We start from the raw sequence: 14,375 nt of genomic DNA, 5'->3' as shown, positions 1-14,375 counted from the left end.
ATCCGTTCGGTAAGGCGCGCGTTGCCAAGTCGGCTCGTCGCACCGCTTACGCGGGCGCCGTGCCTCGTTTCGAGGCGCGTTCGAACGCGTCGAGAAACGGCTTGAGCGCCGCGCGCTTGAGCTTGAGCGCAGCCTGGTTCACCACGAGGCGCGAAGAGATCTCCATGATTTCCTCGACCTCGACGAGATTGTTCGCGCGCAGCGTTCCGCCCGAGCTGACGAGGTCGACGATCGCATCGGCCAGCCCGACGAGCGGCGCGAGTTCCATCGAGCCGTAGAGCTTGATCAGATCGACGTGCACACCCTTCGCCGCGAAATGCTCGCGGGCCGTTTGCACGTACTTCGTCGCCACGCGCAGACGGGCGCCTTGGCGCACCGCGTTCGCGTAATCGAAGCCCGCCTTCACGGCGACCGACATGCGGCAACGCGCGATGTTCAGATCGACGGGCTGGTACAAACCGCCGCCGCCGTGCTCGAGCAGCACATCCTTGCCCGCGACGCCGAAATCGGCTGCGCCGTACTCGACGTAGGTCGGCACGTCGGTCGCGCGCACGATGATGACGCGCAAGTTGCCGGCGCTCGTCGGCAGGATCAGCTTGCGCGAAGTCTCGGGGTCTTCCGATACCTCGACGCCGGCTGCCGCCAGGAGCGGCATCGTCTCTTCGAAAATGCGCCCCTTCGAGAGCGCGAGCGTCAACGGTTCGGCAGTCATGCGCGAGCTCCGGAATGCGCAGGAACGCGGCGCACGTTCGCGCCGATGCGCGTGAGTTTGTCCTCCATCCGATCGTAGCCTCGATCGAGATGGTAGATGCGGTCAACAATGGTCTCGCCTTGCGCCGTCAAGCCGGCGATCACGAGGCTCGCCGAGGCCCGCAGGTCGGTGGCCATGACCGTCGCGCCCGACAGTTCGGGCACGCCCGTGACGAGCGCCGTATTGCCGTCGATGGCGATATGGGCGCCGAGGCGGTTCAATTCCTGCACGTGCATGAAGCGGTTTTCGAAGATCGTCTCGATGACTTGCGCACTGCCTTCGGCAATCGCATTGAGCGCCATGAACTGGGCCTGCATATCGGTCGGGAACGCCGGGTACTCCGACGTGCGCACGCTGACGGCGCTCGGGCGCCTGTCCATCCGAACGCGCAGCCAGTCGTCGCCCTCTTCGATCGTCACGCCGGCCTCACGCAGCTTGGCCGTGACCGCATCGAGCGTACTCGGGCGCACGTCGCGCAGCATGACGTCGCCCCCTGCCGCCGCGACGGCGCACAGGAACGTGCCGGCTTCGATCCGGTCGGGGATCACCGCGTGACGCGCGCCATGCAGCTTCTCGACACCCTGGATCACGAGCCGATCGGTACCGATGCCGTCGATCTTCGCTCCCATCGCCACGAGCAGATGCGCCAGATCGCCGACCTCGGGCTCGCGCGCGGCGTTTTCGAGAATCGTCTCGCCGTCGGCGAGCACGGCCGCCATCAGCAGATTTTCGGTTCCAGTCACCGTGACCATATCGGTCACGATGCGCGCGCCCTTCAACCGGCGCGCCCGCGCCTCGATGTAGCCATGCTCGATGCTGATGTCGGCGCCCATCGCCTGCAAGCCCTTGATGTGCTGATCGACCGGCCGCGCACCGATGGCGCAGCCGCCCGGCAGCGACACTTTCGCCGTGCCGAAGCGGGCCACGAGCGGTCCGAGCACGAGAATCGACGCCCGCATCGTTTTCACGAGTTCGTAAGGCGCGACCGGCTTGTCGACATGCGTAGCATCGAGCGACACCGTGCCGCCCGATAACCGAGCCCGTACGCCCATCTGTTCGAGCAGCGTCAGTGTCGTGCGGACATCCTTGAGGTCCGGCACGTTCGCAAGCTCGAGCGGATCGGCCGCGAGCAGGCTCGCGCAGAGAATCGGCAAGGCCGCGTTCTTGGCGCCCGAAACGCTCAATTCGCCAGAAAGGCGGCGGCCGCCTTCGATCGAAAGTTTATCCATGCCGAGCTGTCCCTCGCGCGCGGCGCCGCTGCCGGCTGCCGCCATATCGTCTTGTGTAATGCGCACTACGTTTCCTGGATTATGCGTTTCGCCATTCCGCCGGCGTCAGCGTCTTCATGCTCAGCGCGTGGATTTCCGCCTTCATGCGCTCGCCCAGCGCCGCGTAGACGAGCTGGTGACGCTGGATCGGGCGCTTGCCCTCGAAGGCGTCCGAGACGATCGTCGCAAAAAAGTGCTGACCGTCGCCCTCGACTTCGAGGTGGGTGCAGGCCAGTCCGGCCGCGATATATTGCTTGACCTCGTCGGGTGTCGGCAACATGGTTCATGACTCCTCAATAACGCAGCTTGTAGCCGGACGCGATGAGACGCATCGCGAGCGCGGCGATCAGCGCGAAGAAAACGGCAACGACGGCCAGGCACGCAAGCGGATCGATGTCGGACACGCCGAAAAAGCCGTAGCGGAAACCGTCGATCATGTAGAAAAACGGATTGAGCCGCGACACATGCCGCCAGAGCTCGGGCAGCGAATGCGTCGAGTAGAACACGCCCGAGAGAAACGTGAGCGGCATGATCAGAAAGTTCTGGAACGCCGCGAGCTGATCGAACTTCTCGGCCCAGATACCGGCGATGAGGCCGAGTGTGCCGAGAATCGCCGAACCGAATGCGGCGAAGAGCACGATATAAAGCGGCGACGCGAATGTCATCGGCACGAACCAGATCGTCACGATGAATACGCCCGCCCCGACCGCGAGTCCGCGCACGACGGATGCAAGCACGTAAGCGCCGAATATCTCCCAGTGCGTGAGCGGCGGTAGCAGCACGAAGACGAGATTACCCGTGATCTTCGACTGGATCAGCGACGACGAGCTGTTGGCAAACGCGTTTTGCAGCACGCTCATCATGACGAGGCCCGGAACCAGAAAGCTCGTGTATTCGACGCCGGGATAGACCTCGACACGTCCGCGCAACGCGTGGCCGAAGATCGTCAGATAGAGCAATGCCGTGACGATGGGCGCGAGCACCGTCTGGAACGAGACCTTCCAGAAACGCAGAATCTCTTTGTAAAAGAGCGTCCGAAAGCCGGTCATGCCGCGAGCCTGAGTGTGGTGGGACATCATGCCAGTCCCTCCACCAGTTCCGGGCCGCTCATCAGTTGGACGAAAACGTCCTCCAGGTCCGCCTTCCGTACGTCGATCTCGTCGAACGTGCAGCCTTGTTCGCGACAGCGCGCGAGAATCGGCTCCACATCGTCATAGCTCGCGAGACGCAACAGATGCTCGCGCGCACCCGGCGGCGCCGCGTCGACCTCGAGCGCGCGCAGCTCCGCCGGCAAGACCCCCGCGGACAAGCGCAGAAAAAGCTGCATGCCGGCGAAACGCGCGAGCAGGTCGCGCGTGCGATCGAGGGCCACGACTTCCCCGCGGCGCAGCATCGCGATGCGGCCGCACAGCGACTCGGCTTCTTCCAGATAGTGAGTCGTCAGCACGATCGTGTGCCCTTCGCGGTTCAACCGCGAAATGAATTTCCAGAGCGTTTGCCGCAGCTCGACGTCGACACCTGCCGTGGGCTCGTCGAGGACGATCACGGGCGGCCGGTGCACCAGCGCCTGCGCGACGAGCACGCGCCGCTTCATGCCGCCCGACAGCGCGCGCATGTTCGCATCGGCCTTTTCGGTGAGATCGAGATGAGCCATCACCTCGTCGATCCATTCATCGTTGCGGTGCAGGCCGTAGTAGCCCGATTGAATGCGCAGCGTTTCACGCACGGTGAAAAAGGGATCGAACACGAGCTCCTGCGGCACGACGCCGAGCGAGCGCCGCGCGCCGCGGAAATCGGACACGACATCGTGGCCGAGCACGGCGACGCTACCTTCGTCCGCCCGCGCCAATCCGGCAAGGATGCTGATGAGCGTGGTCTTGCCTGCGCCGTTCGGGCCGAGCAGGCCGAAAAATTCGCCTTCGTCGATCGTCAAGCTGACGCCCTTGAGCGCTTGCAGCGCCTTATAGCGCTTCTTGACGTTGCGGATTTCTATCGCTGACATGGATGTGCGCGGCCTTTCGCGAGTGGCGCGCCTTTGTTTAGACGTGACTGGACCTGATCGCCGGGCTGGCGCCACGGCAGCGCCGCGTCGCATCCCGGAAAAAACCGGGGCGATCGCATGCCCGAAAAAACGGTTGATTATAGGCCAAGTCGAGGCGGCCCACTTGGCGCGCGTGGCCGTGGACCGTCGGACCATTGCGCCGCGGCGGCGCCGCGCATGCGGCTCAGAGCGGGGCCGCGACGCCTTCGGGGGACGAGCGGTGTCGCGCCGCCAGAAGGGCGTCCACACCGTACACCGCGGCGAGGCTTGCCAGCCCCTGCGGCACATTGATGATCTCGAACGCGCTGCCACGCGCCTCGGCGGCGCGCTGCCACGCGAGCAGCACCGCGAGTGCCGATGAATCGAATTCGGTGAGCGCGGCGCAGTCCACTCCCGTCGCGCCGCCCGCAATGCTCGTCAAGCCGGCCGCGAGCGCGCTTTTCGCGCTCGCATGGGTGAGCGCCGTGCCCAGGGCAAAGCGGCTCATCGGGGTGCTCACGTCGGCTGCTTGCCGGCGGCAAGCTGCTGGTTGCGGTCGGTCAGGAACTGAATCAGGCCGCTCACGCCGCTTTCGTTGATCTTCTGGGCGAATTGCTGCTGATACGCCTGGATGAGCCATGCGCCGGCAACGTTCAGATCGTAGACGCGCCAGCCCTGCGGGGTCTTGTAGAGACGGTAGTCGAGCTCGACCGGTTGCCCGTTGTTGATCACCGCGCTACGCACGACGACGTCGGTATCGGTCGGCGCCGCGCGGAACGGCTTGAACTGAACCTGCTGATCGCGGAATTGCGACAGCGCGCCAGCGTAGGTGCGGATCAGCAGCATCTTGAACTGCTCGACCATCTGATCTTGCTGCTCCGGCGTCGCCTGGCGCCACGCACGGCCCATCGCCAGTTGCGTCGTGCGGCGGAAGTCCGTGTAGGGCAGGATCTGCTTGTTGACCACCTCGGTGATGCGGTTGATATCGCCCGAGCGGATCGACTTGTCCGCACGGATCGTATCGAGCACCTGGGTGGTGACCGTCTTGATCATGACGTCAGGCGAACTCGTATCGACGCCGCCGGCGTTCGTCTGGGCGAACGCCGCACCGGCAAACGAAAGGAGCATCGCGAAAAGAGGAATCAGAAAGAATTTTTTCATCGTCAACCCTGATATCGAAGAAACGCTGAGGTTGGAGCCTCGCCGAATCGTGCAAGTTCAGCCCGCATCTTGCACGGCTCGGCAGGATTCATGTCACACGGCCTCGCAAGATTCGTGTCGAAGTGTTACCGCAACGCGTCACTTCAGACGAATGATCGGCAAGCCCGTGCGTTGCGGCGGCGGCACGTACTGCTGGCCGGGCACCGTTCCATCGGGTCCACCCAGCGGTGCCGGTACCGCTGTCGCGGACGCCGCCGAGGCCGGCGCGGCCGGCTGCGCGCCCGAGGCCGGCTCGCCCGCCGCCGGTTCGGTAGCGGACGGCGCCGCGGCCGAAGCCGGAGCCGCAGCCGATGCCGGCGCTGCCGCACCGGCGGCACCGGTGGCGCCGGTGCCACCCGGCGTCACGGCGGCACCGGCCCCCGGCGCAGCAGCGCCAGGCGCCGCGCCATCGTCGTCGTACTTCGGCAGCGACTGATCGTAGTTCGGCAGTTGGGCACCGTCGCCGTCGCCACCCGTGATCAGGAAGCGGCGCCGCTGCAGATAGGCATTGCGGACGAACGAATACTTGTCGAGCGCGGCGCCCGACAGCACGTCGACCGTCGTCAGCAAGTTGGCGCGCGTATTGACGAGATTCAGTCCATACAGCGCCCAGCTCACTGAAGACGGCTGCACGTACGTCAGCGGATTGCCATAGTAATCGACGACGAGGCCCGTTGCATCGCGCACCGTGCTGGGCCCCAGCAACGGCAGGACGAGGTACGGACCCGACGGCACGCCATAATGGCCGAGCGTGATCCCGAAGTCCGCAGCATGTTTGGGCAGCTTCGCCAGCGTCGCGACATCGAACAGGCCGCCCACGCCGAACAGCGTGTTGATCGTCACACGCATGATGTCGCCGACGCCGTCCGCGATTTTCAGCTGCAGCAACTCGTTCGCGGCGATATAGACATCGCCGATGTTCGAGAAGAAGTTCGTGACGCTCCTGCGCACCGGTTCCGGCACGACCTGCTGGTAGCCCTTCGCGACCGGCTTCAACGCATAGGTGTCGAGCGTATCGTTGAACTTGAACACGCCGCGATTCACGCTCTCCAGTGGGTCGCCCGGGGTGGGCGTCTGAACCGACGCACACCCGGCGAGCATCGCCACCGCTATTGCCAGCGTCACGTTTTTGGCGCGCGTGGTCTGCATTATTGTTCTCCGTGATGATCGGTCCCGGGCGGCACATTGCCGCCCGCGTCAAAGGTTCGCGTCAACCGCCCGCCCCCGACGCCGCGGCACTGGCCGGCGCCGTGGCGGATGCCGCGGGAGCTGCGGGCAAGGTGGTAGGAGCTGCAGGCGCGGCAGCCGGCGCAGGTGCCGTTTTGGCACCGCCCGCATCGGCCGCCTTGCCATAGAGAAACTGTCCGATCAGATTCTCGAGCACGAGGGCCGATTGCGTCATCGTGATCGTATCGCCGGCTTTCAGCATTTCGGTGTCGCCGCCCGGCTCCAGGCCGATGTACTGCTCTCCGAGCAGACCGGAGGTCTGAATCTTCGCCGACGTGTCCTTCGGAAACGCGAATTGCTTGTCGAGGTCGATCGTGACGAGCGCCTGATAGGTATTCGTGTCGAACCCGATCGACGTCACGCGTCCGACGACGACACCGGCGCTTTTCACCGGCGCGCGTACCTTGAGCCCGCCGATATTGTCGAACTTGAGCTTCACGGGGTACGTCGGCTGAAACGAGAGTGAGCTCATATTCCCGGCCTTCAGCGCCAGGAACAGCAGCGCGATGAAACCGAGCACCACGAACAAACCGACCCAGAAGTCGAGAACAGTCTTTTTCATCGTCATCCCAAAAGAAGCGCGCTCGCGCAGGCGCCAATCGTGCCAGCGGTGCGATATGGACTGCGTCAGTTGAACATCAACGCCGTCAGCAGAAAATCGAGTCCGAGTACGGCGAGCGAGGCGTAGACGACTGTGCGGGTGGTCGCCCGCGAGACCCCTTCGGGGGTCGCTTTTGCCTCATAGCCTTGAAACAGCGCGATGAATGTGACGGCAAAGCCGAACACCACGCTTTTGACGACGCCGTTGCCGACGTCCGCCCAGACTTGCACCCCGCCTTGCATCTGCGACCAGAAGGCCCCCGAATCGACGCCGATCATCAGCACACCTACGACATAGCCGCCGAGAATGCCGACGGCGCTGAAGATCGCGGCGAGTATCGGCATGGCGATGATGCCCGCCCACATGCGCGGTGCAACGACGTTCGCGAGTGGATCGATGGCCATCATTTCGAGCGCTGTCAGCTGCTCGCCCGCCTTCATGAGACCGATTTCCGCCGTCAGCGAGGTGCCCGCGCGCCCGGCAAACAGCAGCGCCGTCACGACGGGACCCAGTTCGCGCACCAGCGACAGCGCGACGAGCAGTCCGAGCGCCTGCTCGGAACCATAGCGATTGAGCGTGTAATAGCCCTGCAGGCCCAGCACGAAGCCGACGAAGAGCCCGGAAACCCCGATGATGACGAGCGAATAATTGCCGACGAACAGAATCTGCTTGATGACGAGATTCGGCCGGCGCACGAGCGCGAAAAACTCGAGCACGAGGCGAACGAACATGCGGGTGGCATAACCGGCGCGCGCGATGCCCGCGAGCACCCAGTGCCCCAACGTTCCAATTGCACCAATCATGCGCGTCCTCCGCCGAGGCCAAAATCCGCATCGAGCGGCGTTTGCGTCGGATAGTGAAAGCGAAACGGGCCGTCGGGCGCACCGTCGATGAACTGCCGCACCGAGGGGTCGACCGACTCCCGCAGCTCGGCCGGCGTTCCTTCGGCAAGCACCGCGCCGTTCGACAGAAAGTAGACGTAATCGGCAATGGCGAACGATTCGGGGACATCGTGCGTCACGAGAATCGAGGTGGCACCGAGCGCCCGGTTCAACGTACGGATGAGATTGGCCGTGATGCCGAGCGAAATCGGGTCGAGGCCGGCGAACGGCTCGTCGTACATCATCAACTCCGGATCGAGCGCGATTGCGCGCGCAAGCGCCACGCGCCGCGCCATGCCGCCCGAGATCTGCGATGGCGCGAGATCGCGCGCGCCGCGCAGGCCCACAGCGTTGAGCTTCATGAGAACCAGATCGCGAATCAAAGCTTCGGGCAGATCCGTGTGCTCGCGCAGCGCGAACGCGACGTTTTCGAACACCGACATATCGGTGAAAAGCGCACCGAATTGGAACAGCATGCCCATCTTGCGGCGCAAGGCGTAAAGGCCTTCCCGGCTCTCCTTGCCCATGTCCCGCCCGTGGAACAGCACCTCGCCTCGGCGAGCTCGCTCGAGCCCGCCGATCAGGCGCAGCACGGTAGTCTTGCCGCAGCCCGAGCCGCCCATGACGGCGACCACCTGCCCGCGCATGAAGCGCATGTTCAGGTTCGCAAGGACGAGACGATCCTCGTCATAGCCGAAATCGACGTTACGCAGCTCGAGAATGGGCTCAGCGGATGTAGGCGGCACGAAGCGGCGGCTCCTTTTACGCGGAAGCCGAATTATAGGGCCTCAGCGAGAACGTTGCCGTGACACCCAACTTTCCAAGTGCAAAACGCTCACCGGTCCGCAAAGATTCGCTCGAGCGCGGCCACGGCCTCGGCCGGGTCGGGCGCCCCCGTCACGGCGCTCACGACGGCCGCGCTGCCCACGCCCGTATCGAGCACGGCGGCAAGCGTGTCGCGCGTGATGCCGCCGATCGCGACGAGGGGCACCTTCGGGCCGATCACCCGCGCATAGCGCGCAAGCCGCGCGAGACCTTGTGGCGCGCTCGCCACTGTCTTCGTCGCCGTCGGAAAAACGGCGCCGAAAGCGAGGTAGCTCGGGGCATAGTGCAGCGCCCGCAGCATCTCGTAGTAGCCGTGCGTCGACAGTCCAAGCCGCAAACCCGCGGACGCGATCGCGCCCAGCTCGGCGGTATCGAGATCCTCCTGCCCCAGATGAACGCCGTACGCCCCCGCGGCGATCGCCTCGCGCCAGTGATCGTTGATGAAAACGCGCGCGCCGTGGCGCTGTCCCGCTTCGACGCTCTTTGCGATCTCATCGGCGAGCCGCGCCGCCGGGGCATCCTTGACCCGCAACTGGATGGTGCGTACACCGAGGGCCGCGACGCGCTCCACCCATTCGGCGCTCGGCACGACCGCATACAGGCCGAGCCGCGACGGGCAATCAGCGAAGCGCTGCGTCGGCGCGGGCGGCAGCGCGCCAACGCGCGGAAAGCGGTCGAGTTGGTCAGGCCACGCATCGTCGCCGCGCGTTTCGTCGCCGTCGCGCCACGCCATGGCCAATACGAGCGCGTCGTGCGGGGCGAAGCCACAATCGAGGAAGCTCGCGAGCGCGGCGAGCCAGTCTTCGGCGAGGGTGCCGGAGAGCGGATAGCGCGCCTCGCCCAACACTAAACAGGCGCCCTCGGCCGACGTCTCGATCACCCCTGCGCCGGCAGCGAGCCACGCGGACCGGGCTGGCGCAGCGCCGCTTTCGTCCACCGCGGCGACGATCAAATCGCCCGCGCCGGGCGCATCGGGCGGCGTCAGACAGATCCGCCAGAGCGCCTCCCCGCGCGGCCACTCGCCGAGGCGCGCGCGGATACGCTCGGCCGCTTCGATCAGTTCGTCGGCGGGTGGCCAGAAGATTTCACGATCCGCGAACGCAAGGGTACGGCTCATATGCGATGCCTCAGCCTTGATCCTGGTGCCAGAACGGCATGCCGACCACCGGCGTGCTCGCCTGCGCGCTATCGCGCTCGTCCATCGGACCGGCGAGATACGCGGCCCGCCCGGCCTCGGCGGCCATCGCGAATGCGCGCGCCATGACGGCCGGCTCGGTCGCCTGCGAGACAGCGGTGTTGAGCAGCACACCGTCGAAGCCCCATTCCATGACCTGGCACGCGTGCGACGGCACGCCGAGTCCCGCATCGACGATGAGCGGCACGTCCCGCAGTCGCTGACGCAGCGTGCGAAGCCCATAAGGATTGACGATGCCCTTGCCGGTTCCGATGGGCGCGCCCCACGGCATCAACGCCTCGCAGCCCGCATCGATCAGACGCCGGGCGATGACCAGGTCCTCCGTGCAGTAAGGCAGCACCTTGAAGCCGTCCTTCACGAGCCGGGCCGCGGCTTCGATCAGCGCCAGCGGGTCGGGCTGCAGCGTGTAGTCGTCGCCGATCACCTCGAGCTTGATCCAATCCGTTTCGAACACCTCGCGGGCCATGTGCGCCGTCGTCACGGCTTCGTCGACCGTCTGGCACCCGGCCGTATTCGGCAACAGCGGCACAGCGTGGCGTTTGAGCAGATCGAAAAAGCCGGCCTCGGCGGTCTCGGCCTGCATCTGGCGCCGCAGCGCCACGGTGACCATGCCGGGTCGCGCTGCTTCGATCGAATCGGACAGCGCGCGCAGCGACGGATAGCGCGACGTACCCAGCAGCACACGGCTGGCAAAAGCGGTGCCGTAGAGCGTGAGCGAATCGGCGGCGGAAGCGGAAATCATCGCAAGATCCTCAAGACGTAATGGATGTTAGCGGCAAAAAGGTCATCAGCCGCCCGCGACGGGATGCACGATATCGAGCTTATCGCCGGCGTTGAGCGCGCGCTCGGGATGCTGCGTGCGTGCGACGAACTGCCCGTTGAGCGCGACGGCGAACGGCGGCCGCGCGCCGAACGCGGCGAGCGCATCGGCTACGGTCGCGCCGTCGGGAAGGGAAAGAGACTTCTGATTGATCTGAATTTCCATGATTCGAACGGTCCGACGATGGAGTTGCTCGGTCTTTTCCTGTGGGGTACGCGTCATCGTGCTCATATCGCAAGCGCCGCACGCTCGCCCGCGAGATGCAGCATGGGCGCCCAGCGCGCTTCGCTGCGCCATTGCCCAAAGCCTTCCGCATCGGCGACACGGCCGCTCAGCAGCGCGGTGGCCAGTCCGGTCGCTGTACTCGCCACTTCGGGGGCAATCATGAAGCCGTGCCGGTAAAGACCGTTGACGGCGAGGGTACTCGCACCGTCCCAGACGATCGAAGGGAGGTGATCGGGCAGCGTGGGACGGCATTGCGTGTTGAGTTCCAGAATGCGCGCCTCGCCGAACGCCGGATGCACGGCAAACGCCGCGCTCAGCAGCTCGAGCGCGGAGCGCACGCTCATCGGCGAGCGGTCCTCGCCTTCGATTTCCGTGGCGCCGATCACGAACAGATCGTGTTCCTTCGGCGCAATGTAGATCGGATAGCGCGGATGAAGCATGCGAACGGGGCGCGTCAGCGCGATACCGGGCGCATGCACGCGCGCGACTTCGCCGCGAATGCCACGCAGCGAGGGCAACGCCGCCTTCGCGCCGAGCCCGCGGCAATCGATCGTGATTCGCGCGCTCGGCCGCGCCGCCTCGTCGACGGCGGTGTTCCAGTGCGCGTCCACCCCGCGCTCGTTCAGCCCCGCGGCCAGCGCGGCCAGCGTCTGGCGGTTGTCAAGCTGGCCCTCGTCGGGCAGCAGCAGCCCCTGACCAAAGCGGCCGGCCAGCGCGGGCTCGGCTGCCGCGAGCTGCGCGGCATCGAGCGTCGCAACGCGGCTGCCGCCCGCGAGCGTGCGCGGCGCGTTGGCGTGCACGCGCCGTTCGAGCAGCGCCGCTTCGGGCCGATCGTTACGGTGCCAGACCACGAGTGTGCCGTTGCGCTGGAAAAAGACCGGTGCCGGCAGCGCGGCAAGGATCCGTGGCCAAGCGTCGAGCGAGGCCTGGCCGAGCTCGACGATGAGCGGCTCGGCGCTCGCGGCCTCGGCCAGCGGCGCCAGCATGGCGGCGGCGACCCAGGCCGCCGAGGCCGTCCCCGACGCGTCGCCGCGCTCGTAGAGCGCGACGCGGTGCCCCTCGCCCGCGAGTTGCCAGGCCACTAGCCGGCCGGCGAGCCCGCCGCCGAGCACGGCGAAATCGGGGATTCCTGAAACAACGACTGAAGATTGAACGCTCATCGGATCGATCCTTTCTGTACGGCGAACTGCGCGTACCCAAGGACGAAACCGGCGGGTGAGGCCGGCCGGCGGCATCGACGCAACCGATGCTTTCGGCGGAGAAAAAGATGCCGCGACACGGCATCCCACGCTATAAGCGTGTTCCTGAAACTTCCCGCGCCGGTATTACCCGGATCGGGTGCGAAGGGTCTCTCTCAGCCTCGCCACGGAACGGTCCGAACAGCTCGAACCCTATCCACTTCCAGCGAAGCACCCCTGTTTCGTCGCGGCCATTAGACCATAAAAGCGCGAGCGGCCGCAAACGCGGCGCAATGACGCGGCGCCGCCAACGCGCCCTTTTTTGCGCTCGGACGCTGCGCGAAAGGTTGGCTCACCGCTCTCTGGCACAATGTCCGATCGCGGCACGCGGGTGACACGCTTTTGCTTTTCGCCAACCACGCGCACGGTCGGTGTCGGTGTGCGATACCAGGCATGGAACGCGCGGGCCGCCGCCATTAAGACTCGCTTAAGCGCTCCGCGCAAGAATCCGCGGTAACCGCGTACCGTGCCGCGCATCGTCGAAGCGCCCGTACGCCTGCCGTCGGCTGGCGCAACTGATTCGGAAACACCGTTCGGAAGACCTATGACTGCCTCATCTCTCAATCCCGTCCCTGCCCGCAACGGTGCGCCGCCCCAACCCTCGTCGACCTCGGCCTGGGGGCTCATCAAACCGTACTGGGTCTCGGAGGATTGGAAGGCCGCCTGGGGTTTGTTGGTGACGATCATCCTCATCAACCTGACGATCGTCGGATTCAACGTCTGGATCAACCAGTGGTACGCGAAGTTCAACAATGCGATGGTGGCGAAAGACAGCCCGCATTTTTGGCAGTTGCTGATCCAATTCACCGTTGCGGCCTTCGTGTTCATCACGTTGGCCGTCTATCGTACCTACCTGCGGCAAATGCTCGGGTTCCGTTGGCGCCAGTGGTTGACGAACCGCTATCTGAAGACTTGGCTTGGCGACCTCGCGTTCTACCGTATCGAACGCGATCGACTCGCTGACAACCCCGACCAACGGATCAGCGACGATCTGCAATCGCTCGCCACCAACACGCTCGATCTGTCGCTCGGCCTGTTATCGACAGTCGTTACGCTGGTCTCGTTCATCACCATCCTCTGGACGATCGGCGGCGCGCTGAACTTCCATTTCGCCGGCTCGGCATGGACCGTGCCTGGTTATATGGTCTGGGCGGCAGTGATCTATGCGATCGGCGGCTCGTACCTGATGCATAAGGTTGGGCATCCGCTCGTTTCGATCAATTATCAGCAGCAGCGCGTCGAAGCCGACTTCCGTTACGGACTCATTCGCGTGCGCGAGAACTCGGAGCAGATCGCGCTATACGACGGTGTTCGAACCGAAGAGGGCAACGCGCAAAACATCTTCGCGAGGATCCGCGACAACTGGTGGCGCATCATGACGTACACGCGGCGCCTCAATTTCGTCACGAATTTTTATGGGCAGGCGGCCATCATTTTTCCGTACATCGTCGCATCGCCGCGCTATTTCGCCGGTGCGTTCACGTTCGGGGTGCTGACGCAGATCGCGGACGCTTTCGGCACGGTCAGCGGCTCGCTCTCATGGTTCATCAACAATTACTCGTCGCTCGTCGAATGGCGCGCCACCGTCAACCGGTTGCGCGAATTCAGCCGCGTCGTGCAAAGCACGCATCTGCGCGAATCGGTCTCGCCCGCCACCGCACATGGCGGCATCAATCTGCACTACGTCGATGCAAGCGCGCTGAGCACGCACGATCTCGAACTTGCGCTGCCGAACGGGACGCCGCTCGCGACGATCGGCGACATCGTCATCGAGCCGGGCGCCCGCTGGCTCGTGCGCGGTGCATCGGGTTCGGGCAAGAGCACACTGTTGCGCGCCTTCGCCGGCCTGTGGCCCTTCGGCGAGGGCAGTATCGACGTACCCGTCGGCGCGCGCACGATGTTCCTGCCGCAGCAAAGCTATCTGCCCATCGGTACATTGAAAGCCGCACTCGCCTACCCCGCCGCCGCGGACACCTTCACCGAGAATGCCTGTCGCGAGGTGCTCGTCAGTTGCCGGCTCGAAGATTACATCGGGCGTCTCGGCGAATCGGCGCATTGGACGCGCGTGCTGTCTCCCGGCGAGCAGCAGCGGCTCGCAGCCGCGCGCGTGCTGCTGCACAAGCC

General features: G+C 65.2%; 16 protein-coding genes and 1 riboswitch. Of the genes, 1 reads left to right on the top strand and 15 read right to left on the bottom strand.

Annotated elements, in window-relative coordinates:
* Positions 1–46: 46 nt before the first annotated feature.
* From hisG to VGL01_RS07240, 15 genes are all read right to left on the bottom strand, one after another.
* The gene (hisG, locus tag VGL01_RS07310) at positions 47–712 is read right to left on the bottom strand and encodes an ATP phosphoribosyltransferase (RefSeq protein WP_331568191.1); all 666 of its coding nucleotides are present in this window, start codon (positions 710–712) and stop codon (positions 47–49) included.
* The gene (gene murA, locus VGL01_RS07305; RefSeq protein WP_331568215.1) at positions 709–2,025 is read right to left on the bottom strand and encodes a UDP-N-acetylglucosamine 1-carboxyvinyltransferase; all 1,317 of its coding nucleotides are present in this window, start codon (positions 2,023–2,025) and stop codon (positions 709–711) included. The genes hisG and murA overlap by 4 nt, the downstream gene beginning before the upstream one ends.
* Positions 2,026–2,059: 34 nt before the next feature.
* On the bottom strand, positions 2,060–2,299 hold the full coding sequence (locus tag VGL01_RS07300; RefSeq protein ID WP_331568190.1) for a BolA family protein: 240 nt from the start codon (positions 2,297–2,299) through the stop codon (positions 2,060–2,062).
* A 13-nt stretch (positions 2,300–2,312) separates the two neighbouring features.
* Entirely contained in the window at positions 2,313–3,098 is a 786-nt protein-coding gene (locus VGL01_RS07295) for an ABC transporter permease (RefSeq protein WP_414720190.1), read from the bottom strand.
* Positions 3,095–4,021, bottom strand: a complete 927-nt coding sequence (locus VGL01_RS07290) for an ABC transporter ATP-binding protein (RefSeq protein WP_331568189.1) — start codon at positions 4,019–4,021, stop codon at positions 3,095–3,097. The genes VGL01_RS07295 and VGL01_RS07290 overlap by 4 nt, the downstream gene beginning before the upstream one ends.
* 223 nt (positions 4,022–4,244) lie before the next feature.
* Entirely contained in the window at positions 4,245–4,547 is a 303-nt protein-coding gene (locus VGL01_RS07285) for an STAS domain-containing protein (protein ID WP_331568213.1), read from the bottom strand.
* An 8-nt stretch (positions 4,548–4,555) separates the two neighbouring features.
* Complete coding sequence (locus tag VGL01_RS07280; RefSeq protein ID WP_331568188.1) at positions 4,556–5,200, bottom strand: ABC transporter substrate-binding protein; 645 nt, start codon at positions 5,198–5,200, stop codon at positions 4,556–4,558.
* A 138-nt stretch (positions 5,201–5,338) separates the two neighbouring features.
* Positions 5,339–6,388, bottom strand: coding sequence for a VacJ family lipoprotein (locus VGL01_RS07275; protein ID WP_331568187.1), 1,050 nt, complete (start codon positions 6,386–6,388; stop codon positions 5,339–5,341).
* A gap of 61 nt (positions 6,389–6,449) precedes the next feature.
* A complete protein-coding gene (gene mlaD / locus VGL01_RS07270) occupies positions 6,450–7,034 on the bottom strand; it encodes an outer membrane lipid asymmetry maintenance protein MlaD (RefSeq protein ID WP_331568186.1) in 585 nt (194 codons plus the stop codon).
* A 59-nt stretch (positions 7,035–7,093) separates the two neighbouring features.
* Positions 7,094–7,870, bottom strand: coding sequence for a lipid asymmetry maintenance ABC transporter permease subunit MlaE (mlaE, locus tag VGL01_RS07265; RefSeq protein ID WP_331568185.1), 777 nt, complete (start codon positions 7,868–7,870; stop codon positions 7,094–7,096).
* Positions 7,867–8,694 (bottom strand): ABC transporter ATP-binding protein, encoded by an 828-nt coding sequence (locus VGL01_RS07260; protein ID WP_331568184.1) that lies wholly within the window; start codon positions 8,692–8,694, stop codon positions 7,867–7,869. Before VGL01_RS07260 ends, mlaE begins: the two co-directional genes overlap by 4 nt.
* 89 nt (positions 8,695–8,783) lie before the next feature.
* Entirely contained in the window at positions 8,784–9,890 is a 1,107-nt protein-coding gene (gene thiE, locus VGL01_RS07255) for a thiamine phosphate synthase (RefSeq protein ID WP_331568183.1), read from the bottom strand.
* Positions 9,891–9,900: 10 nt separating this feature from the next.
* The gene (locus VGL01_RS07250) at positions 9,901–10,710 is read right to left on the bottom strand and encodes a thiazole synthase (RefSeq protein ID WP_331568182.1); all 810 of its coding nucleotides are present in this window, start codon (positions 10,708–10,710) and stop codon (positions 9,901–9,903) included.
* A gap of 45 nt (positions 10,711–10,755) precedes the next feature.
* Positions 10,756–10,953: a sulfur carrier protein ThiS gene (gene thiS / locus VGL01_RS07245; RefSeq protein WP_331568212.1), complete on the bottom strand. Its 198-nt coding sequence runs from the start codon at positions 10,951–10,953 to the stop codon at positions 10,756–10,758.
* Between the two features lie 62 nt (positions 10,954–11,015).
* The gene (locus tag VGL01_RS07240) at positions 11,016–12,173 is read right to left on the bottom strand and encodes an FAD-dependent oxidoreductase (protein ID WP_331568181.1); all 1,158 of its coding nucleotides are present in this window, start codon (positions 12,171–12,173) and stop codon (positions 11,016–11,018) included.
* Positions 12,174–12,307: 134 nt separating this feature from the next.
* A riboswitch (TPP riboswitch) is annotated at positions 12,308–12,440 on the bottom strand.
* A 355-nt stretch (positions 12,441–12,795) separates the two neighbouring features.
* Here VGL01_RS07240 and VGL01_RS07235 point away from each other — a divergent pair.
* Positions 12,796–14,375, top strand: a 1,580-nt coding sequence (locus tag VGL01_RS07235; protein WP_331568180.1) for an ABC transporter ATP-binding protein/permease, incomplete at its 3' end; no start/stop codon positions are given.

The organism is Trinickia sp., from assembly GCF_036503415.1.
Classification (GTDB): domain Bacteria; phylum Pseudomonadota; class Gammaproteobacteria; order Burkholderiales; family Burkholderiaceae; genus Trinickia.
The sequence above is the reverse complement of the archived record's forward strand: the minus strand, read 5'-3'. Positions and strand labels throughout refer to the sequence as shown.